19 protein-coding genes are annotated in these 22429 nt (G+C 58.1%); 12 read left to right on the top strand and 7 right to left on the bottom strand.

The features are described from left to right. Positions 1 to 18 precede the first annotated feature (18 nt). The 10 genes from EY643_RS14045 (at position 19) to EY643_RS14000 (ending at position 10421) form a co-directional block, all read left to right on the top strand. Complete coding sequence (locus EY643_RS14045) at positions 19 to 531, top strand: OmpH/Skp family outer membrane protein (protein ID WP_240732711.1); 513 nt, start codon at positions 19 to 21, stop codon at positions 529 to 531. Positions 532 to 541: 10 nt separating this feature from the next. Beyond that, the gene (gene lpxD / locus EY643_RS14040) at positions 542 to 1555 is read left to right on the top strand and encodes a UDP-3-O-(3-hydroxymyristoyl)glucosamine N-acyltransferase (RefSeq protein WP_153239823.1); all 1014 of its coding nucleotides are present in this window, start codon (positions 542 to 544) and stop codon (positions 1553 to 1555) included. Positions 1556 to 1575: 20 nt separating this feature from the next. After that, positions 1576 to 2007 (top strand): 3-hydroxyacyl-ACP dehydratase FabZ, encoded by a 432-nt coding sequence (gene fabZ / locus EY643_RS14035; protein WP_153239822.1) that lies wholly within the window; start codon positions 1576 to 1578, stop codon positions 2005 to 2007. Next, entirely contained in the window at positions 2004 to 2774 is a 771-nt protein-coding gene (gene lpxA / locus EY643_RS14030) for an acyl-ACP--UDP-N-acetylglucosamine O-acyltransferase (protein WP_153239821.1), read from the top strand. The genes fabZ and lpxA overlap by 4 nt, the downstream gene beginning before the upstream one ends. 6 nt (positions 2775 to 2780) lie before the next feature. Next, entirely contained in the window at positions 2781 to 3926 is a 1146-nt protein-coding gene (gene lpxB, locus EY643_RS14025) for a lipid-A-disaccharide synthase (protein ID WP_153239820.1), read from the top strand. 25 nt (positions 3927 to 3951) lie between these two features. After that, positions 3952 to 4509 (top strand): ribonuclease HII, encoded by a 558-nt coding sequence (gene rnhB, locus EY643_RS14020; protein WP_240732907.1) that lies wholly within the window; start codon positions 3952 to 3954, stop codon positions 4507 to 4509. Between the two features lie 93 nt (positions 4510 to 4602). Then, a complete protein-coding gene (gene dnaE, locus EY643_RS14015; RefSeq protein WP_153239818.1) occupies positions 4603 to 8091 on the top strand; it encodes a DNA polymerase III subunit alpha in 3489 nt (1162 codons plus the stop codon). Beyond that, positions 8088 to 8561 (top strand): NUDIX hydrolase, encoded by a 474-nt coding sequence (locus EY643_RS14010; RefSeq protein ID WP_153239817.1) that lies wholly within the window; start codon positions 8088 to 8090, stop codon positions 8559 to 8561. The genes dnaE and EY643_RS14010 overlap by 4 nt, the downstream gene beginning before the upstream one ends. 26 nt (positions 8562 to 8587) lie before the next feature. Further along, the gene (locus EY643_RS14005) at positions 8588 to 8878 is read left to right on the top strand and encodes a DUF1244 domain-containing protein (protein ID WP_153239816.1); all 291 of its coding nucleotides are present in this window, start codon (positions 8588 to 8590) and stop codon (positions 8876 to 8878) included. 19 nt (positions 8879 to 8897) lie between these two features. Next, entirely contained in the window at positions 8898 to 10421 is a 1524-nt protein-coding gene (locus EY643_RS14000) for an arylsulfatase (protein ID WP_153239815.1), read from the top strand. 67 nt (positions 10422 to 10488) lie between these two features. Here EY643_RS14000 and EY643_RS13995 read toward each other — a convergent pair whose 3' ends face one another. The 7 genes from EY643_RS13995 to EY643_RS13965 form a co-directional block, all read right to left on the bottom strand. Continuing rightward, a complete protein-coding gene (locus tag EY643_RS13995) occupies positions 10489 to 13611 on the bottom strand; it encodes an efflux RND transporter permease subunit (protein WP_153239814.1) in 3123 nt (1040 codons plus the stop codon). Positions 13612 to 13614: 3 nt separating this feature from the next. Beyond that, the gene (locus tag EY643_RS13990; protein WP_153239813.1) at positions 13615 to 14772 is read right to left on the bottom strand and encodes an efflux RND transporter periplasmic adaptor subunit; all 1158 of its coding nucleotides are present in this window, start codon (positions 14770 to 14772) and stop codon (positions 13615 to 13617) included. Between the two features lie 186 nt (positions 14773 to 14958). Beyond that, positions 14959 to 16716, bottom strand: coding sequence for a DUF885 domain-containing protein (locus EY643_RS13985; RefSeq protein WP_153239812.1), 1758 nt, complete (start codon positions 16714 to 16716; stop codon positions 14959 to 14961). Positions 16717 to 16732: 16 nt separating this feature from the next. Further along, positions 16733 to 17359, bottom strand: coding sequence for a DUF2894 domain-containing protein (locus tag EY643_RS13980; RefSeq protein ID WP_153239811.1), 627 nt, complete (start codon positions 17357 to 17359; stop codon positions 16733 to 16735). Beyond that, complete coding sequence (locus EY643_RS13975; protein WP_153239810.1) at positions 17352 to 17996, bottom strand: OmpA family protein; 645 nt, start codon at positions 17994 to 17996, stop codon at positions 17352 to 17354. The genes EY643_RS13980 and EY643_RS13975 overlap by 8 nt, the downstream gene beginning before the upstream one ends. Further along, positions 17996 to 20179, bottom strand: a complete 2184-nt coding sequence (locus EY643_RS13970) for a coiled-coil domain-containing protein (protein WP_153239809.1) — start codon at positions 20177 to 20179, stop codon at positions 17996 to 17998. Before EY643_RS13970 ends, EY643_RS13975 begins: the two co-directional genes overlap by 1 nt. After that, positions 20169 to 20915: a DUF3348 family protein gene (locus EY643_RS13965; RefSeq protein WP_153239808.1), complete on the bottom strand. Its 747-nt coding sequence runs from the start codon at positions 20913 to 20915 to the stop codon at positions 20169 to 20171. The genes EY643_RS13970 and EY643_RS13965 overlap by 11 nt, the downstream gene beginning before the upstream one ends. A gap of 440 nt (positions 20916 to 21355) precedes the next feature. Between EY643_RS13965 and EY643_RS13960 the strand changes: the two genes are divergently transcribed. Beyond that, on the top strand, positions 21356 to 21991 hold the full coding sequence (locus EY643_RS13960; RefSeq protein ID WP_153239807.1) for a peroxiredoxin family protein: 636 nt from the start codon (positions 21356 to 21358) through the stop codon (positions 21989 to 21991). A 20-nt stretch (positions 21992 to 22011) separates the two neighbouring features. Next, on the top strand, positions 22012 to 22425 hold the full coding sequence (locus EY643_RS13955; RefSeq protein WP_153239806.1) for a hypothetical protein: 414 nt from the start codon (positions 22012 to 22014) through the stop codon (positions 22423 to 22425). The last annotated feature ends 4 nt before the right edge of the window (positions 22426 to 22429 follow it).

Here is a 22429-nt window from a genome sequence, read left to right as displayed (position 1 = left end):
TGACCATTGGAGATAACCGTGTCTAAGTTTTTGAAAGTAACCCTGGCCGCAATGGCATTTACCCTGTCTGGCGCCGCCATGGCCCAGGGCAAGATTGCCGTTGTAAATCTGCAGGAAGCCATACTGCAGACCGATGTGGCCCAGCAGCGCATCAATGATGTGCGTAATAGCGACGACTACAAAGCCGACAAGGCTGAGTTCGATAAACTCAAGAGCGAGTTCGATGAGCTGGTCAAGTCGTTCCAAAAAGACGCCGCAGTGATGAGCCAGGAACAGCAGGTGGCCGCACGCCAGAAATTGGCCAGCAAGCAGTCTGATCTGGAGCACGTCAGCGGTAAATTACAGCAGGCCGAGCAGGCCGCCGGTCAGGCACTGCTGCAAGAGCTGTCGCCTAAAGTGCAGGAAGTACTGCGCGATCTGATCTCAACAGAAGGCATCGGGCTGCTGATGCCGCGCGCCTCCGTGATTCACGCCGACCCCGGTTACAGCATTACCGCCAAGGTCACTGACAAACTCAATCAGTCCAACTAAGGCGCGGCCTATGGTCACTCTCGGGGAGTTGGCGGAACGATTTGACCTGGTGTTATCAGGTGATCCGCAACGCCCCGTGTCTGGTCTTGGGACGCTGGCGAATGCCGGGCCCGAGCAAGTGACCTTTCTCTCCAATCCCCGTTTCCAGTCGTTACTCGGCGAAGCCCGCGCTGCTGCGGTTATTTTGCGCGCGGATATCGCGGCCGATTGCCCGGTAGACACCCTGGTAACAGACGACCCTTATCTCGCGTTCGCCAGGATGACGGCCATTTTTGACCAGACGCCACGCGTTCCTGGCGGTATTCATCCCAGCGCCCTGGTCGCCGCCGACGCGATAATTGGTGAGGGGAGCTGCATTGGCCCCAATGTCGTGGTGGAATCAGGCGTTATCATAGGTGATGGCTGTCAACTGGCGGCTAATGTCTATGTCGGGGAGCACAGCGTGATAGGGGCGAATAGCCACCTGATGCCGGGTGTGGTGATTTACCACGATGTGCATCTCGGTGAGCGCTGCAAGATTCACGGCCAGTCGGTGATCGGTTCTGATGGTTTTGGTTTTGCGCCAAAGGCCGATGGCTGGCAGAAAATCCACCAACTGGGCGGAGTGAGGGTAGGCGACGATGTTGAAATCGGTGCCGGTGTCACGATTGACCGCGGAGCGCTGGAGCACACTGTGCTTGAAGATGGCGTTATTCTGGACAATCAGGTGCATATTGCCCACAACTGCCGCATCGGAAAAAATACCGCGATAGCAGGTTGCACCGGAATGGCCGGAAGTTCGATCATAGGCGCTAACTGTACACTGGCCGGAATGGTCGGGGTGGCGGGTCATCTGGAGATTTGTGACGGAGTCCATGTATCGGGCATGACCATGGTGACCAAGTCCATTACTACGCCAGGCTCATATTCCTCCGGTACGCCCATGATGCCCTCGCGGGGCTGGCGCAGAGCCGCCGTCCGCTTCAGCCAGCTGGAACGCATACACCAGCGGCTTGCCGCTCTTGAAAGCGAGCAAGGGCAATAGCTCCAAAGGAACAACATTTCATGATGGATGTCGTAGAAATACGTAAATACCTGCCGCACCGCTACCCTTTCTTGCTGGTGGACCGTGTGGTGGAGTTGAATCTGGGCGAGTCTATCGTCGCGTACAAGAATTTGACGGTGAATGAGCCTTTTTTCGATGGCCACTTTCCAGATAAACCTGTGTTCCCCGGTGTATTGCTTGTTGAAGCAATGGCCCAGGCGGCGGGTATTCTCGGCTTTAAAACCATGGATAAGACGCCGGCGGACGGTTCGATCTACTATTTTGTCGGCGCGGACAACCTGCGTTTCAAACGCCCTTGCGTACCTGGCGACCAGGTCATGTTGCGCGCATCGATCGTGGGTGAGCGCCGCGGCATCTGGAAGTTCGACGTAAAAGCTGACGTCGACGGCCAACTGGCCGCATCTGCCACCATTCTCTGCGCCGATCGATGATTCACGAGCTGGCCATCGTCGACCCTACCGCGAAACTGGCGGACGACGTTGTGGTAGGTCCCTGGTCCATGATTGGCGCCGATGTCGAGATAGGTCCCGGTACGATTGTCGAGCCCCATGTGATTGTGCGCGGTCCCACGGTGATCGGTGCCAACAATCATATCTACCAGTTCTCTAGCATCGGCGAGGCCACACCGGACCTCAAGTATCGCAATGAGCCCACCCGCCTGGTCATTGGCGACAACAATATCATTCGCGAGAACGTGACTATCCACCGCGGTACTGTCCAGGACCGTTCTGAGACCACTATCGGCAACGACAACCTGATAATGGCCTACGTTCACATCGGCCACGACTCGGTGCTGGGTAACAACACTATCCTGGTGAACAACACCGCGCTGGCCGGACATGTTCATATCGGCGATTGGGCGATTCTCAGTGGCTACACGCTGGTACATCAGTTCTGCAAAATCGGCGCCCACAGCTTCAGCGGTATGGGCACAGCCATCGGCAAGGACGTGCCGGCCTATGTCACGGTGAGCGGCTCACCTGCCGAGGCCAAGACCATCAATATTGAAGGCCTGCGGCGCCGGGGGTTTTCTGCAGATGCCATCCGGCAGTTGCGGCGGGCATTCAAGATCCTTTACCGCCAGGGCCTGACCCTGGATCTTGCCCTGCAGCGACTTGAGTCAATGCTGGGCGAGACACCTGAATTACAGGTGCTTATCGATTCAGTGCGCTCGTCCGAGCGCGGCATCGTCAGGTAGCATTCCATGCCTTCGGGCACATTGCGTATCGGTATTCTGGCCGGCGAGGCCTCCGGTGATATTCTAGGATCACGGGTACTGGCTGCGTTGCGCGAGCAATGTGACGAGTTGATTGTTGAGGGCATCGGCGGGCCGTTGATGGAAGCTCAGGGCTTGCGCAGCATGTTCCCCATGGACCGGCTCTCGGTGATTGGATTTGTCGAGCCTCTGAAGCGGCTCCCAGAGCTGCTGCGTATCCGCCGCTCGGTGTTCGAGCACTTTCGAGACAATCCACCTGACCTGTTTCTGGGTATCGACGCTCCCGACTTCAACCTGACCCTGGAGCGCAAGCTGAAAGAGCAGGGCATTCCAGTAGGGCACCTGGTTAGCCCCTCGGTATGGGCCTGGCGTAGGCGCCGCATTCACAAAATCAAGCGTTCGGTAGACCTGATGTTGTGTCTCTTTCCCTTTGAGACCAGAATTTATGAAGAGCACGGTGTGCCGGTGCGCTATGTCGGTCATCCGCTAGCGGATGAGTTGCCGAATCGCGCCGATACACGAGCTGCACGCAGTTCCCTGGGGCTGGCGTCTGAAGGTCAGATACTGGCCTTGCTGCCGGGCAGCCGCGGCGGCGAAGTGCGCATGTTGGCACCGGTGTTTTTGCAGGCTGCGCGACTGTTGTGGGAGCGAAATCCCAGGCTCGAGTTTCTGCTGCCGGCGGCCAATCCCGCCCGCGAGCTCGAGTTACAAAAACTGTTGGCGGAGCAGCCAGACCTCCCGGTGACCCTGATTAACGGGAGATCCCGTGAAGTGATGGCAGCATCCGATGCTATCTTGCTGGCCTCAGGTACCGCCACGTTGGAGGCGGCTCTGGTGAAGCGCCCGATGGTGGTCGCTTACCGCATGGCGGCTCTCTCCTGGTGGCTGGTACTGCGCCTGGCGACTACACCATTTGCCGCGCTACCCAATGTATTGTCGGGCCGGGCCCTTGTGCCTGAACTGCTGCAGGATGCGGCGACCGCTGAGGCTATGGCAGCCGAAGCCCAGCCCCTGTTGGAAGGGGCTGAAGCTGCCCGCGAACAAATCAGTGCCTTCGACGAGATACACAGTGAATTGCGCCGCGACTATGCGCATAGAGCCGCTGAAGCCCTGCTGGAGCTCGCCCGTGGATGATCTCTTCCAGGTGAGTTACGAGGGCATTGATATTGCTGGGGTGGACGAAGTGGGTCGTGGGCCACTGGCGGGCGATGTCGTCGCCGCCGCGGTAATCCTCGACCCGGCACGGCCGATCGAGGGCTTGAGGGATTCCAAAAAACTCTCGGAGGCCCGCCGTGAAAGGCTCGCTGTCCTGATCAAGGAGCAGTCCATAGCCTGGGCTGTCGCGCGGGCCTCGGTCGCAGAAATCGACGAACTCAATATCCTGCACGCCTCCATGCTTGCCATGAAACGCGCGGTGGAGGCCCTCCAGCTTCAGCCGGGCTATGTGTTGGTTGATGGGAACCGTTTGCCGGTGTGGAATTATGCGTCTGAGCCTGTCGTGAAGGGCGATGACCGGGTTCCCGCCATCGCAGCGGCCTCTATCCTGGCCAAAGTACAGCGTGACAATGAACTCAAGGCCCTTGAAGAACAATATCCAGGCTATGGCTTTGCCAAACACAAGGGCTATCCAACGGCCGTTCATCTCGAGGCACTTCGCGAACTGGGCGTCACTCCCGTTCACCGGCGCTCATTCGGCCCTGTACGGGACCTTCTTTAATTCTGCAGCCCGGGTTGGCGCAGCTCGCTCCGAAGACCGCTCACACAACAGAAAACTACTGCCGAGAATTCGCAACGAATGTACACTGCGTGAATGACTTCATTTGTACATTTACGCCTCCACTCAGAGTACTCCATCGTCGATGGCCTGGTGCGCCTGAAGCCCCTGATGAAGCGGGTAGAAGAGCTGGGGATGCCAGCGGTAGCCGTCACTGACTTCACCAATTTTTATGGCCTGGTAAAGGCCTACAAGGCCGCCTTCGGGGCGGGGATACAGCCTATCTTTGGCAGCGACCTCCGGGTGATGGAGAGTGACGATCCGGAGAAATCTTATCCGCTGTGCCTGCTGGCGATGAATGAAGCAGGCTACAAAAACCTGACCCTGTTGATTTCGAAGGCCTACACCGACGGCCAGTACCTCGGTGAGCCCTATGTGAGCAAAGCTTGGCTGGAAGAATGTGCCGAAGGCCTGATAGCCCTGTCAGCGGGTGCTGCGGGGGAAGTGGGCAAGGCGCTGCTGGCCGAGAAGCCCGAGCTGGCGCGGGAGCGCGCTGAGTACTGGATGAATCTGTACCCGGGGCGTTTCTATCTGGAGCTGCACCGCACAGGTCGCGAGGGTGACGAGAGTCATCTGCATGCCGCTGTTGCACTGGCTGGCGAATTGCAGTGCCCGGTGGTGGCGACGAACGATGTGCGCTTCCTCGAGGCCTCCGAGTTTGAGGCCCATGAGGCTCGGGTCTGTATCGGCGAGGGCCGGGCGTTGGACGACCCCCGCCGGGTGCGGGCCTATACGGATCAGCAGTACCTGCGGTCGCCTGAGGAAATGGCGGAACTGTTCGCAGATATTCCCGAGGCGCTGGCCAACACCGTGGCAATTGCCAGGCGCTGTAACGTTGTCCTGGAGTTGGGTAAGCCTTACCTGCCGGATTACCCCGTCCCCGAGGGGATGACCATGGATGAGTTCTTCCGCGAGCTCTCTCATGACGGCCTGAATGCGCGGCTGGAAGTACTGTTCGATACCGCAGCGCCGGACTTTGCCGAGACCCAGAAGCTCTACCGTGATCGTCTTGACTTCGAGCTCAATGTGATCGTCCAGATGGGTTTTCCCGGTTATTTCCTGATCGTCATGGACTTTATCCGCTGGGCCAAGGAACACGATATTCCGGTGGGACCGGGGCGGGGTTCTGGCGCGGGCTCACTCGTGGCTTATGCACTGGAGATCACGGATCTCGACCCGATTGAATACGACCTGCTGTTCGAGCGATTTCTGAACCCTGAGCGGGTTTCCATGCCGGATTTCGATGTTGATTTCTGTATGGAGAAGCGCGATCAGGTGATCGATTACGTGGCTGATCACTACGGCCGCGAGGCGGTGTCACAGATCATCACCTTCGGCACCATGGCTGCGAAAGCTGTGGTGCGTGATGTCGCGCGGGTACAGGGCAAGTCCTACGGCCTCGCCGACAAGCTGTCCAAGATGATTCCTTTTGAAGTGGGTATGACTCTGGAGAAAGCGCTGGAGCAGGAGGAGCCCCTGCGGCAATTCCTCGCCGATGACGAGCAGGCCCAGGAAATCTGGGACATGGCGGAGCAACTGGAAGGGGTGACCCGAGGTGTGGGTAAGCACGCTGGTGGCGTGGTAATCGCACCCTCCAAACTAACTGACTTTTCACCGCTCTACTGCGATGAGACCGGTTCCGGGCTGGTCACCCAGTACGATAAAGGCGATGTTGAAGACGCCGGTCTGGTGAAGTTCGACTTTCTTGGTCTGCGCACGCTCACGATCATCGACTGGGCGGTCAAGATGATCAACCCGGTCCGGGCGCGCAATGACGAGGAACCCCTCGACATCATGCAGATTCCGCTGGATGACCAACCCAGTTTCAAATTGCTGATGTCGGCCGAGACCACGGCCGTGTTCCAGCTCGAATCCCGTGGTATGAAGGACCTGATCAAACGTCTGCAGCCAGACTGTTTTGAGGATATTGTGGCCCTGGTGGCGCTGTTCCGTCCCGGCCCGCTGCAGTCCGGCATGGTAGACAACTTCATCAACCGGAAGCATGGGCGAGAGGAACTCTCCTTCCCGGATTCCCAGTATCAGCATGAATGGCTGCAACCGATTCTGCAGCCCACCTACGGCATCATCTTGTATCAGGAACAGGTGATGCAGATCGCCCAGGAGTTGGCTGGGTATACGCTTGGCGGTGCAGACATGCTGCGCCGAGCCATGGGTAAAAAGAAGCCCGAGGAAATGGCCAAACAGCGCGCGATCTTTGAAGACGGCGCGAAAGGCAGAGGTGTCGACGCTACCCTCGCCATGAAGATCTTTGACCTGGTGGAAAAGTTCGCGGGCTACGGTTTTAACAAATCCCACTCTGCTGCCTACGCGCTGGTGTCCTACCAGACCTGCTGGCTCAAGACCCACTACCCCGCGCCCTTTATGGCGGCGGTAATGAGCTCGGAACTCGACAATACCGACAAGATCGTGATCTTTGTCGAAGAGTGCCGGCGGATGAAATTGTCATTGCGGCTGCCCGATGTGAACGAGGGTCAGTATATGTTCACGGTGAACGAGCAAAACGACATTATCTATGGCCTGGGTGCGATCAAGGGCCTGGGTGAAGGCCCGATCGAGATCATTCTTAAAACGCGGGAGGAGGACGGCCCATTCAAGGATCTGTTCGACTTTTGCGCCCGCACTGACCCACGCAAGGTAAATCGCAAGGCGATTGAAGCATTGATTCGCTCTGGTGCGCTGGACTCTTTGGGTGAATCCCGTTGGGTAATGATGGCGTCCATGGAGGACGCACTCAAGGCTGCCGAGCAGAGTGCCAGCAATCGGGATTCAGGTATTGATGATCTGTTTGGCGAGGTCGTGCCCAGTCAGGAAACCGGTCACGATGATGTATACGCGCCATTTCGGCATGTGCGTCCCTGGCCGGATAAAGAGCGTCTCGGCGGCGAGAAAGATACGCTGGGCCTGTATATCACCGGCCATCCCATCGATGAGTACGAACAGGAAGTGCGAAAATTCGCTCCTACCCGTATTGCCGATCTGCGTGCAGACAAACAGGGTAACCAGGTGTTGGCGGGTCTGATTGTCGCCATGCGCACCATGAAAACCAAGCGCGGCGACACCATGGCCATTCTGACGCTGGATGACCGCAGTGCTCGGCTTGAGGTGACCGTATACGCTGAGGCCTTCAATGAGGCGCGGGAACTGCTGGGCAAAGACAAGATCGTGATCGTGGAGGGCAAGGTTGCTCATGACGATTACTCCGGCGGGCTTGCGATGCGCGTCAGCGGCGTGCGTGACCTGACTCAGGCGCGGCAGAGCTATGCCTCTGCACTCAGTATCGAATTGCGTGGGGAACTGCTGGACGAGGAATTCATCAGCCAGCTACAGCAGACACTAGAGGGCGCTCGAGGTGGCAGCTGTCCTGTTTCCATGATGTATCTGCAGGGCCGGAACAAGGCGCGGTTTGTCTGCGGGGAGAGCTGGCGGGTATCACCCACCGACGAACTGCTGCAATCGCTGCGTGACCAACTCGGACACGGCAGCGTGGCACTGGAGTACCGGTGATCCGCGCGCTGTGCCTGTTGCTCCCGCTGTTGCTGGCGGCTTGTGGCGCGCAAGAGCAGTCATGCCCTTTTGAAGGTAAGGCCGACTATGCACCGTCAGCCGGATGCCTTGCCGTCGTGCACGGAAAGGTTCTGGTCATAGAAAATCTGGGTGGCAAGATTTCGCCTCCTGGCGGCAAAGCATTGCCAGGTGAGGCCGCGCAGTGCGCTGCTTTTCGCGAGACCTACGAAGAAACCGGGCTGCACTTGATGCCGGGCGAACTGATCGCGGTTTTCGATACGGGCTTCCACTTGTATCACTGCGAAATCCATACAGGCTCGGGAACGATTGATCCGGCCCTGCTGGAAGCGCGGCGCGGCTTCTGGTTGTCACTGGACGAATTCAATGATGTGGAGTGGCGTTTTCCAGGGCAGGGCGCAGCCCTGTGGGACATTTTGAACGCCTCGCCCGGCGCAGACCAACAACAATAGACGCATAGAGTAGAGAGGTAACCGCAATGTCCGATACCGATAAAATTGAAGCGGCCGTTTTTCGCCGACTGCTGGAACATCTGGACAGCCGTAAGGATGTGCAGAATATTGAGTTGATGAACCTCGCCGGCTTTTGTCGCAACTGTTTGTCCAAGTGGTATGTCGCTGCCGCAGAAGAGCAGGGCACCGCGGTTGACTACGACGCCGCCCGCGAAAGGGTTTATGGCATGCCCTATCCGGAATGGAAGGAGAAGCACCAGACCGAGGCTACCGCTGAGCAGCTTGCTGCGTTAGCCAGCGGAACGGCAGAAAAATAATTCTAATCGAGGAAACATCATGTTGAAGAGAATCATTAGTACCTTGACCCTCTGCGCGGCTGCTGCGACTCCTGTCTTCGCCGCCGAAAAACCCAATATTCTGGTGTTCTGGGGCGATGACATTGGCATCACCAATATCAGCGCTTACAGCGACGGCATCATGGGCTATCGCACGCCCAACATCGACCGGATTGCTGACGAGGGTATTCGATTTACCGACTACTACGGTGACCAGAGTTGCACGGCGGGCCGTTCCAGCTTTATTACCGGGCAGTCGCCTTTGCGCACAGGCCTGTCCAAAGTAGGCATGCCTGGCTCAGAGATCGGCCTTAAGGATAGAGATTTGACGATCGCCGAGGTGCTCAAGGATCACGGCTATGTCACTGGTCAGTTTGGCAAGAATCACCTTGGCGACAAGGACGAACATCTCCCGACCAACCACGGCTTCGACGAATTCTTCGGTAATCTTTATCACCTGAACGCCGAGGAAGAACCAGAGGATGTCGATTATCCCCAGGCGCCCTGGTTCAAGCAGATGTTTGGGCCGCGGGGGGTTATTCGCTCCTACGCTGATGGTCGTATCGAGGACACAGGCCCGCTGACGCGCAAGCGAATGGAAAATGTGGACGAGGAAATTGTTGCTGCGGCAAAGAAATTCGTCGACCAGTCGGTGCAATCCGGCAAGCCATTCTTTGTCTGGGTAAATACCACCGGGATGCACTTCCGCACCCATCCTGCGGACAAGCATCTGGGTAAATCCGGACAGGATTTTTATAACGACGTCATGGTTGCCCACGACGAACTGGTGGGCGAAATGCTCGACCAGCTGGATGAATTGAAGATCGCTGAGAACACGATCGTATTCTATTCCACCGATAATGGCGTGCACTACAACACCTGGCCCGATGCCGGTATCACTCCGTTCCGCAGTGAGAAAAACTCCAACTGGGAAGGTGCTTACCGTGTGCCGGCGGTGATGCGCTGGCCTGCAGAGGTGAAGCCTGGTCAGGTCTCAAACGCGGTGATGTCCCATCTGGACTGGATGCCCACGCTGGTAGCGGCGGCGGGCGATGCAGACCTGAAGCAAGACCTGTTGAAAGGTAAGCGGGTCGGTAAAAAGAACTCAAAATTGCATCTGGATGGCTACAATTTCGTGCCTTATATGAAAGGTGAAGTTGACGCGGGTCCACGCACCGAATTTATCTACCACAACGATGGTGGGATGCCGGTATGTGTGCGCATTGGCGATTGGAAAATTGTTTACGCTGAGAACCGCGCCCAGACGATGGCACTTTGGGCCGAGCCTTCGGTAACCTTGCGAGTTCCCAAGATATTCAACCTGCGCCGGGATCCGTTTGAGCGCGCGGACCACAATTCCAATACCTATTGGGACTGGGTTATCGACAAGGGTGCATGGATGTATATGTCTGGTGCGGTGACCACACGGTATCTTGAGACTTTCGCCAAGTACCCGCCCAGCCAGCGCCCTGATTCCTGGTCTATCGACAAGCTGACCGACAAATATCTGCAAGATCTGAACTGATCGTTACGACGCCAGCGCGGCGGCCGCCGCGCTGGTTTTTCACAAGGCTGGCCTCCGCCAGCAATCGCTAACTCTGTTTAACCGAGCTTGTGCGCTGTCCAAATACCTTGGCCTTCAGCCAGGCCCAGCCGCGAGCGGCGTCTTCACCGATGGCGTAGAGTGCGGGCACCATCAGCAAGGTGACGAACAGGGCGAATAGAACACCAAATGCCAGCGATAGTACCGCCGGCTTGAGAAACTGCGCGTCGGTAGAGCGTTCCGCCATAATCGGCATAAGGCCGACAAAGGTGGTGACTGTGGTCAGCAAGATGGGACGGAAGCGGCCTACGCCGGCTTCGATAATGGCGTCAACGACGCTGCGCCCCTGGGCGCGCAACCTGCCTATATAGTCAACCAGAACGAGGTTGTCGTTGACGACAACGCCCGCTGCCGCACCTATACCGAACCATGAAAACAGTGCCATTGGCGTGCCGAACAGCAGGTGGCCGAAGACGGCGCCCATGAATCCAAAGGGGATTGCCGTCATCACCAGCAGTGGCAGCCAGTAGGAATGGAACGCCACAGCGATCAGTGCATACATAACGAAAAACGCGACGGCGTAGAGCGCTATGATCTCATTGAAGAAAACTTCTTCTTCTTCCTGCTGGCCTCCCTTTAGAAGCTCCAGGCCAGGATAGCGCGCCTCGAGCACTGGCAGGAAATCGTCGTTCACTTCCTTGGTGATGTCGCCCATAAGGTCGTGATCCATGTCAGCGCGCACGCGGATGTAGCGTTCACCATCGCGTCGCTGAATACGCTGTGCGCCTCTGGCCAGACCAACCTCTACCACCGACAGCAAGGCGACTTCGCGACCATCCGCTGTGCGAATCCGGAAGTTGTTCAGGCTGGAGAGATTTCTGCGCTGCTCCTGTGGGTACTTGACCATGACCTTTACGTCGCCATTGGTCCGCGGCAGTCGCTGTACTTCTTCGCCATAGTAGGCCTGACGCACCTGGAGCGAGACATCTGCGAGTGTTATCCCCATTTTTTCCGCACCGGGGCGCAGGTTTAGCAGAATTTCATCGGACTCACCGCGCTGACTGTCGCGGACGAAGAATGTGCCATCGTAAGTTCGCAGGTGAGCCTGCAAGTCACGGCTGGCGTTGCTCAGCTGTTCTGCGTCCCGGTGTTTGAGCAGGTAGGTGACGTCTCCGCCACCGCCATTGAGGCTGTAGTTCACGTCGATTTCATCGGCGTCGGGAATTTCCCCGACCAGTTCCCGGAATCGTTCAGCGGCTTCCTTGGCCGACATGTCTCGAACTTCCGGGGGTGCCAGTTTCACGATTGCGATCACGCTGTCGCGACGTGAACGTGTATACCAGCCCTCGATCAGCTTGCCAGACCCTTCGCCAGATTCTTCAGCGGCGCTGTTCACTTCCTCGATGAGCTCTCTCTCCGCCGCTTGCAGGTGGTCGAGGATTTCCAATGCTCTGGAGTAAGGGGTGCCGGTAGGAAGAGTCACATTGATATTAATAGTCTCGGATTCGACCTGAGGCATGAAGTAGAAACGCACCCAGCCGCTAGAGAAGATACCAATAGCAATAACAAACGCACCGACAAAGATACTTGCAGTGAGGTAGCGATGCTTGACCGCCGACGCCAGCAGTGGGCGGAACTTGTTGTGAGCGAAATCGATAATACTGTGTTCAATTTTCTGCTGGGTCTTGGCCAGGCCGCGTAGTTCCTTGCGCGGTTCAAGATGGCTCAGGTGAGTGGGCAGAATAAAGAACGCCTCGATCAGGGAAATGACCAGGGCCACGGTTATGACGATGGAAATCTGGCGGGTGATCTGTGCAGTTTCACCGGATACGAACAACCAGGGGGCGAAGGCGATAATTGTTGTCAATACGGCAAATATCACCGGTCTGGACACAGCCATCGCGCCGTCGACAGCCGATTTTGCGCCCCCGCCGGAAATGTGTGCTTCATGGTGAATGCTTTCACCCACGACGATCGCATCGTCCACCACGATGCCCAGCACTAACAGGAATGCGAAGGTCGACATGATGTTCAGTGAGACATCGTTCATCGGCAATAGCGAAAAGGTACCTAGAAACGCGACTGCAATACCGGCCGTCACCCACAGTGCTACCTTGGGGCGCAGCGAGAGAATCAGGACGATGAATACCAGAACCAAACCGAGAAAGGCCGATTCACCGATCAGGTCCATGCGTGAATTGTAAATGTCCGCGGTGTCGAACCACATCTCGAGTTCGATGCCGCGTGGCAGGCCCGGGCGAACTTCTTCCATCCATGCGTTGACCGCAGCAGACGCTTTGGCAACCTGCATATTGTCGGTGCTTTGCGCTTGCAACAGCACCGCCGGCTGGCCGTTCATGGTTGCGAGGATTTCGTTGTCCTCGTAGCCATCAATCACCTTTGCGACGTCGCCGACACGAATCACCGCGCCCTCAGACGTCTGGCGGATAACAATGCGCTCAAAATCGTACTGGTTGTCGGCGAGGTTGCGAGCACGGAGCTGTACATCGCCTGTTTCGGTTCGAACACGGCCAGAGGAGAGGTTGATGGAGTTCGCGCGAATAGCATCTGCCACCTGGGCGAAGGTCAGCCCGTAGCGCCGCATTGCCGATTCGGAGAGTTCAATCGTCACCTCTTCGTTGCGCGTGCCGAACAGGTTGATGGTCGATACGAAGGGCAGTGAGGCCATGTCGTCTTTCAGGTCTTCGGCGAGGCGGGTCAGTTCTCTCTCTGTGGCATCGCCGAAGACAACGACGCGGAGCATCTCGTCGCGTGTCTGCAGTCGCTGGACGCGCGGGGGTTCCATGTCTCTTGGTAAAGAGGTGACTGAATCGACCGCGTTCTTCACCTCGTTGATAAACTCATTGATGTCCACGTTGGGATACGTAGAAACGCGAATTTCTCCTGAACCCTCGGTTGCGCTGGAGTAGTAGTGATAGACCCGGTCGACGTCATCGAGCGCCTGCTCAATCCGGGCGATGACCTGCTCTTCCATTTCCTGCGGGTTCGCGCCAGGCCAGGCTACAGCGATGTGTGCCTGATTTATCTTGAACTGGGGAAAAGCTTCTTTTTCCATCCCCTGCATGCCCAGATAGCCGGAGAGTAGAATGCCAACCATCAGCAGGTTGGCAGCGACGGGGTTGTTGACCCACCAGTTTACGACGCGTCTCATGGCTTAACCCTCCTCACTGGTGGCGAGTGCCATCCCTTGAATGGGGTTGCGAATGGCAGAAACGATCACGCGTTCGCCCGAGTTCAGGCCTGCGCTGACAACAACGCGTTCGCGACTGGCATGGGCGACGTCGACGTCCCGAATTTCAAGAACGCCGTCTTCGTTAACCAGAAACACCTTGTCGCCCGCTCGCAGGGCGTTCGCAGGGATAATCGTGGCGTCCACCATGTCACGGCCACCAATATGCGCCTCGACGTAAAGACCTACCGCCATCGGCATACCCTTGTCGGAGACACCGCTTGCATATGGCTCTTCAATCTCTGCCAGGGCGTAGAGCATGCGCGTGTTGGGATCTACCGCTGCGTCCAGGCGCACCAGAGTGCCATGCCATGTGTGGTGCTGGCCGGCAACCTGGGCGGTAAATCGCACAGGCAGGCCAGCGCCCTCGTCCGCAACATAGCCGATGGGCAGCCCCAGCGAAGCGAGTTGGGCATTGTTGAGCGGTAGGCGCACATCGACACTGTCAGTGCCGAACACCTTGCCGATCACCGTGCCGGGCGCAATGAACTGCCCGATATGAACATTGGTGCTGGCGAAACGGCCGCGGAAGGGCAGCGTAACGCGGGTGCGCTGCAGGTCAACTTTTGCCTGCTCAAGACCCGCTCTGGCGGCGGCGCGCACAGCATTGGCCTGGGCTACCTGGGGTTTCTTGAGCGCCAGATCGGAAACATCTTTTTGATTGCGCAGTTGTTTGCGGGCGACGTCCTGGTCTGCCAGGGCCTGCTGCACGCCGAGTTCGGCTTCGGCCAGGCGAGCCTGGGCCTGGCTCAGGGCCAGTTGATAGTCGGTGTCATCGATCTGGACCAGAGTGACGCCGGGCTCGATACGGCCACCTTCTACGAACTCATCTGATACGGCCACGATACGCCCGCCCACCTGTGACATCAGGTCGATGGCGGTACGTGAACGCACTTCACCCTGTGTTATTACTTCCAGGGCGGTGTTTTCCTGAATGACAGGCGCTGTGTAGACGGTAGTAGGGCGTGGGCCCTCCTCGTTTTTCTCAGGTTCTGGCCGTGAGGCCTGCAGCAGGGCGAACGCGCCTGCGCTTACGGCGATAACCGCAATAGGTGCAATAATCTTTACGAGCTTTCCTGCCATCTCTATATCCCTATCCCTTGCTCTTTATCTGACCTCATTCTACGTGAAAATACGCTGTTTCACCGGGGTCATTGCTATGGGCGCGATAGTACCAAGTTCCCTGCCCACGCCCTGTTATTTGCGATGGGCTGAGTGTTTTGCGCGGGGAGTGGTGGCGAAAGGGGGTTCGGGCGCTCGTTGCCAGGCCTAGCCAGCGGATGGTGCGGCGGCGAGCTGCCGTGCCAGCCACCGGTCCATGCGCCGCTCCAGCGCGTCCAGCGGGATGGCGCCAGCACCTAACAGTTCGTCGTGGAAACTGCGGATGTCAAAGTCAGCGCCCAGTGCTTTTTCCGCTTCAGCGCGTAGCTCCAGAATTTTCAACTGGCCGATTTTGTAGGCGAGGGCCTGGCCGGGCCAGCCAATATAGCGATCGATTTCGTTGACGATGTCGGCCTCGGATTTCGCAGCGTGTGCCTTGAAATAAGCAATTGCCCGCTCGCGGCTCCAGCCGAAATAGTGAATCCCGGTATCGACCACCAGACGCACGGCGCGCCACATGTCGTAGACCAGTTGGCCGTAGCGCGAGTAAGGGTCTTGATACAGGCCCATCTGGTAGCCCAGACGTTCCGAGTAGAGCCCCCAGCCCTCGGTGAAGGCGGTTACCCTGCTGGCGGTGCGAAAGGGTGGGATACCCTCCAGCTCTTGAGCTAGCGCGATTTGCAAGTGGTGGCCGGGAACGGCCTCGTGCACGCTGAGGACTTCCATTTCGTACTTTGGCCGCACTTCAGGTCGATGCAAGTTGACGTAGTAGTAGCCCGCGCGAGTGCCGTTGTTCGCCGGCTGCTGGTAGTAGGCGGTGGTGGTATTTGGGGCGATCTGCTCGGGGATAGGGGTGACACCGTAAGGCATGCGGGGCAGTTTGCCGAACAGCTGGACCAGCTCAGGGTCGAGCCGCTTTGACACGGCGAGATAAGCCTCGTACAGAGCCTCTGGTGTTTCGTAGTAGAACTGTGGATCAGTGCGCAGAAATTCGTTGAACGCCTGGATATCGCCGTCGAAGCCAACCTCATCAATGACCTGGTTCATTTCCCCAAGAATGCGGGCGACCTCGGATTTGCCGATCTCGTGAATCTCTGTCGGGCTCAGGTCAGTGGTAGTGAACTGTTTTGCCAGGAACTTATACATATCCTTACCGTCGGGAAGGCTGCCTATGCCGGGCTCTGGATTACAGGCAGGAAGATAGACGTTGGCAACGTAGTCCCTGAAATTCTGGTAGGCCGGATTCACAACGGTCTCGATGACGGTCATTGCTTCAGCGCGAAGTTTATCTGCTTCCTCTTTGTCGATAGAGGCCGGCATGGTCAGAAATGGCTTAAAGAAAGGGTTGGCTTCTGTTTCCGTCTCCAGCATCTGGTCCAGCTGGGGCGGAATACGCTGGATAACTACTTTGGGCTGCACCCGTTTGCGTGCGATGCCCTCGTCCAGCAGCGCCTGCTGTTGTTGCAGGTAGCTGGGGATAGCACTCATCCTGGCCAGCCACATGCGGTAGTCCTCGGCCGTCTCGAAGCGTGTGTAAGCGCTGATGGTATAGCGTGTGTGAGGGCCGGTACGCATATTCATTGCCATCAGGTGCAGGCCAAGGTCCTGGCGCTGCTGTCGTAAGCTCAGCAGACGCAGGAACATATCGTAATTCAGCTGTTGCTCTGCGTTCAGCGAGTTGCGGTCGATCTCCTCGAGAGTATCGAGGAATGCCGCGCGTTGTTTGTAGCGCTGTTCTATAGCCTCGCTACTGTTGTTGTTCCAACGGTCGTTACCACGTGTCTCGCCGCGGTAAGTGCGGGTTTCAGGCGATTGCTCGAGAAACCAATCCCAGTGTTGTTGCAGCAGCGCGTCAAGCTCGTCGCTGGCGTTAGCGTGCGCCTGGAAGCTGCAGATGATCAGGATAAGAAAAGTCAGTGAGCGCATCGGGTTCTCCAGAGGCCTATTTGCGGTGTTTTTTGTCTGCTTCTTCCAGCCAGAACAGGGTATCAATATAGCTGACAAAGCGGCTGAGATAGTGGGGTGAGAGGTCGCGCATGGTTTCCAGTGAGCGGGTTGCCAGGCGCTGAGGGTTCAGGGGGCCGCAAGATTCCGGGATTTCGGCGATAGCGTCCGTCACCACCTTATCGGCATTGAGGCGCACCATCGCGCTGTGAAAACGGCGCGCAGCCCTCAATTCTTCCTGGCGCGGCGGTTGCGCAGTCGCGCTGGTTTGCTCAGCCTGGAGCGAGGCCGCGTCGACCAGCTCGAGTTCCTGCTGGCGCAAGGTTTGTTCCAGCGGCGCGATGTCCGGGTCGTCTGACCCCTGCAGGCTGTCCAGCAGGCGATTGAGATCATGGAGCGGGCTGGCGGTGGTCGGCGGTACCGGGCTGTGGTCGGGTGTCGCGGGCATCGCCATGCGGTAGTCGTATAAAGCGGCGAGAACTTTAGCGTTCAGGCGCTTTGCCAGTGGTTCGCGCGCGGATTCGGCGCGGCGCAGCAGGCTTTCTATGTAGCGCAGCCGGGGCAGGTCGTAACGCCCCTGAGCTGAGCTCTTGATCGCCGTCAGATCCGCTCTCAACTCACTCATTGATTGCCTGTGGTTCGGCTGAGGTTTTCGGTACGGGTGCCATTTCTACTCTGCGGTTTCGCGCACGGCCTTCACCATCTGCGTTGGAGGCTACTGGATGCTGGTCGCCAAAGGCCGCAGCAAAGACCATGCCCTGGGGCATGCCGGCAGCGATAAGCTCGCGGGTAACGGTCAGTGAGCGCTGTGCCGACAGTTCCCAGTTGTCAGCGAAGTGCAAGTTGTCACCGTGAATGGGCAGGTCGTCAGTAAAGCCCGACACCATTAGCAACTCGTCCTGCTCTGACAGGTAAAGCTTTAACGGCTCAACCAGTGACTGCAGCAGCTCCCGGCCCTCTGGTTGAAGCTGGGAAGAGTTGAGTGAGAAAAGCACGCTGCCACTGATGCCGATACGGCCGTCGCGCAGGGTGATGCGGCCACTGGCCAGCGGTGCTTCGAGTGCCTGTTCCAGCACGATGCGCCTCTGCTGTTCTGCCTCGCGCAGGTCAACTTCCTGCTTAAGCGATTGCGATAACTCTACCTGGTAGCCAACAACCCACACGAGCAGCAAGACGAATACACCCACCAACCCCGACATTAAATCGCCGAACACCGCCCATACCGGGGTGTCGTCAGTCAGTTCCTGTTGCAGTTCCTCCATCAGCTCGCGGTCTCTTCGGCGAACAGGTCACCGGTCTGCCCGAGGCGGCGTAGCTCTTCAATAATTTCGCGCTGGGACAACATGCTCTGGTCGATGATTTCGCGCGCCTGGGCCACGTAGTAGCTCATTTGCTCGTCGGAACGCTCGGTGGACTTTTCCATCGATTCCTCGATCCTGGAGAGGTTATCGACTAACTGGTTGTTCGATTCGCTGTAGAGCTGGACTGCCAGGCCAAACGCTTCGCCCAGGCTGGCCATTTCTGCTGCGCTGCCGGCCACATCTACGGTGAGATCAGACAAGCGGGTAGCTTCCTGGGAGAGGCTGTTCTGGAAATTTTCGCCCATCTCTCCCAGCATGCCGGACGTAGAGGTCACCAGCTCGGTGATGGCCTGCTGCTGAGCGGTGGTAGAACTCTCCATGGTTCTGGTGAGTTCGGCCAGTTCCGCCATGATCTGCTGTCGTTCCTGAAGCAGGGCGTTGTCGCGTTCGAGGTTATTGGCAACCTCTTCGCGCAATTTGCCGATGACCTCGGCTGCGGCACGCGGGGTTTCGGACGCGGTTTCGATCAGCTGGGTCATCGGTTCTTCCAAAGCCTGACCCAGGCTGGCCAGGTGAGCCGCCGCGGTGCTTTCGAGTGTCGCCAATTGCGCGCTCGCTTCATCGGTGAGTTTGCCTAACTGGGCGGACGCGGTGGCTTCGAGCGTGTTCAAGCCGGTGGCGGTCTCGTTTGTCAACTTGGTCAGTTGGTCCGCTGCTGCTGTGCCGATTGTGCCGAGTGATTCTTCCAGGCTTGCCAGTAGACGGGCGGCGTTGTCGCTGCTGCTGTTGTCGAGCTGGCGCAGTGCCTCGCCGGAGGAGGCGTGTAACTGTTCCAGCTGCTGCGCCGTTTGTTGCTGCAATTGCGCTAGACGCTCGCTGGCTTCGGTCTGCAGTGCAGTGAGTTGCTCAAGGCTGGCGGCGCTGCGGGCGCGGTCCTCTTCGCGGGAGCTGCTAAGTTCGCTGCGCAGGGTGTCAGTGAGTTCGGTCATGCTGGCGCTTTGCTGTTCCAGCCATTGGGCCTCATTGGCAGCGCGCTGTTGCACCAGGGCCTCAGTGCCCGCCAGCAGATCGGCGATCTTCGTCACCAGCATACTGGACGTGTTGCTGGCTTCTGCCGCCATGGTCTTTCCGGTTTCACCCAGATGGCTAATCATGGCGCCGGAGCTGCGCTCCAGCTCGGCTTGAACGCTTTGCAGATGCGTTTCATTTGCGCTCTGCAGTGTGCTGTGCAGTGTTTCCGAGTGCTCGGCGAGGCGTGAAAGTGTTTCCTCGACCACGGGTGCGATACTCTCGCCCGCCAGGCGCCCGCTGTCGGCGAGGCTGTCACGCAGGCTCTTGCCTACTTCAGCCGCCAGCTCCTTGTACTGTTGTTGAGCGCCATCCAGAAACTGCTGCTGGTTGCCCTGGAGCTGTGTGCCCAATGACCCACCCATGCGCTCAATTTCTCCGGCCATGGCCTCCAGACGCTCCGCGACGCGAGGCAGGGTGTCCGCCTGCTGCTGCATGGCATTGTATGTCTGCTGGCGGTGCCAGGTCAGTGAATGGTGGCGAAGGTCACCGGCAATCAGCGTGTCTAGCTGACGGGTCACCAGCATGCGTTCACGGCGGCTGAGAGTGGCGTTGAGGCCGAGCATGGCGGAAGCGGCCACACCGGCCACGGATGTGCCGAAAGCGAGGCTGAGGCCCTCAATGGGAGCTGCAAGCCCCTGGCGAATCGCCGCCAGCTCGGTGCTGCCTTCGAGCGCGATGACGGCGCCCTGCAGCGTGTCGACCATCCCGACAAAGGTTCCCAGTAGACCCAGCATGACCAACAGACCCACGAGATAGGGGCTGAATACTGGCGCTGGCAGGCCCACACGTTCACCTTCGATCCTCAGGCCCACGGCATTGCGCAGCGTGGCGGGCAGTGTGTCGAGCCATGGCGCGAGTTCGCTCTCCACCGGTGGCGCCTTGAGCGCTGAGAGAAGAGCACCGGTATCGCTGCGGAATCGCACCAGTTCCATCAATCCCATTGCGTAGACGAAAGCAATGACTGCGGTGACCATCAGAGCCAGGCCGTTTGCGCCTACAAAATCTACACCCATCCACAAGATGGCGGCGGCGCCCAGTGCGGCGGCTATGGTGAACAACAGGTTAGTCTTCATTGGGGATCTCTTCGTTTAATTCTTCTATCAGGCCAAGTGCAGGCAGTAGGCGCGCCTCGATTTCTGCCAACAACAGGCCCTGGCTCTCGCGGCGATACTGCTCGCGGGTTTCTGCCCAGGCCTCGTTGCTGTCAGCGCCGGCTGTTACGGCTGTCTGGTACTCGCTGAACAGGAATTCCAGGCGGCGCTTGAGCAGGGCTGGAACCGCGCTGAAGTAACGCCTGGTGCGCGGTACCAGCGCGTCGCCGAGGGCAGCATCGATGGCGCAGATCCGCTCTAGTCGCGTTGACAATCCGCTACTGGCCTCGCGCGTGCGCAGGTGTAGGCCGCGAATTTTCGCATCGATGTCGACCTGCTGGGCGAGGTAAAACTTCAGGTACGGCGCGGTTGCTTCTTCGGTGTTCGCCGGGGGTTGTGCAGTGGCTGCAGGCCACTTGATACGGGCCGGCCCACTGCTGGGGAAGAAAGATCGCATCGCAGCCTGGATCAGAGTGCTTCGCGCGCGCAGAAACTCCTGGGTGATACCTGCACTGAAGTCGGCTACCGCATTGTCTTCCACAGCCAGCTCCCGCGCATGGGCGTCGGAGAGCGTGATCGAATCCGAGAAATCAATCCACTCTCCCAGCCGCTCTGTAAACTGGCGGTGGGAAATCTGCGTGTTGCTCACAGACAGATCGGACAGGAAACGGACAAGCCGGGAACTGCCCAGTGAGACTTGGGGAAGCGCTTGGGTCATTGAATTTATATTGGTCCTGCGGGACTGAGCCAAGAGGCTCGAGGGGCTATTATCCCGGTTGTCGGCGGGGTTGCAAGGGATCGCAGCACTCCGCTGTGAATTATCGGGCAGGTGGCGACCTGACGGTGGATTTCAGCCGCTTCCATTGCAGGTCAGCATTGCCGGCGAAGGGTGCTAAAATTATCACCATGCTGTCTATAAGATGTTGTTATTTAAGGTTTTTCCATTATTAGTTCTGTGGCGAAAACTTGGGCGACCTCATTCTTCCCCTGCTGCACCTTGCTCGAGCCTGTTGGCGGCCAGGGCGTTGGCGAGGCGCTGACCGACGGAAAAGCCTGATTTTCTAGCGACGCTTGAGATTGAATGCGACCCTCGGGGAACCCTTTTCGCCTGACACGCTCTATACTGGGCATCTCGAATAAATCCAGTGGTGAATCCTCTTGAAAAAAATAGCTTTTTCGGTCGGTCTGTTGTTGATGATTGCGGCCATCGCGGTTGCTCTTCGTGCGCCCTTAAAAGACGCCGCCTACGACAAATTAACCCAGGAGATGTTTGTTTCCGCGGATACGGACGCCTTCGACCCCGGTCCGGAGCTGGATTCCTATTTTCCCGGGCTGAATGCCCGTTACCAGGGCCGCGATGTGCGGCTGCTGGACGATTTTGCCGGGGAGAACGGGACGGTCTTTCTCGCGGTTCGCTCCGTCGATTGGTGCCCCTACTGCATGCGCCAGGTCGCCGAGTTGCAGCAGCATAAGGCGGCCTATGATGCCGCCGGCCTGGGTGTGGTTGCGATAACCTACGATGCCCCTGAGTTGCAGCAGGCCTTTGTCGAAAAACAGGGTATTGAATTCCCCCTGTTGCAGGACGTGGACGCGCTGACCTTTAAGACCCTGGGTATCCTGAATGAAAAGTATGCCCCGGGGGAGGACAATTACGGTATTCCGCACCCGGGCATGATTGTGGTTGATGCCGGAGGTGTTGTTCGCGGCAAGTTGTTTGTGGAGGCTTATAGCAGCCGCGTCGATGCGCTGTCATCGCTGGCCTACGCGAAGGGCGTTCTGGGCCTTGCGCCGTAAACCTATCGAGGGATTTTACAATGGAACTGAATATTACAAGAGCCGGGATATTGGCATTGATAGGGATGAGCGTTATTCCGCCACTTGCGGCTGATGAGGAGTTTAATCGCATCTTGCGGTCGGTGGATCGCGAGGTTCAGGAGCACCAGCGGGAAGATGAGCAGCTCGCCCGCGAAGCAGAAAACTATGAGCGCCAATTGCAGCAAATGGAAGAACAGAGCCAGCGAGCCTATGAGCAAGAGCAGCAGCAGCTTGAAAACGGCGCTGACCCTGCACAGATAGCGCGTCAAAGGGAGCAACGAGAGCAGCGTGAAGCGGACCAGCGCCGCCAGATGGAAGAGCAGGCGCAGCGCCAGGCGGATCAGCGGGAGCGGCAGGACCAGCAGCAGAAGGAACAGCGTCTGCGTCAGGTTATTCGCGAGGCATCCAATTGATTGC

This window comes from Halioglobus maricola (assembly GCF_009388985.1).
In the GTDB taxonomy this organism is placed as follows: Bacteria; Pseudomonadota; Gammaproteobacteria; order Pseudomonadales; family Halieaceae; genus Halioglobus; species Halioglobus maricola.
Note: the sequence above shows the minus strand (reverse complement) of the source record. Positions and strands in the feature narration are given on the sequence as shown.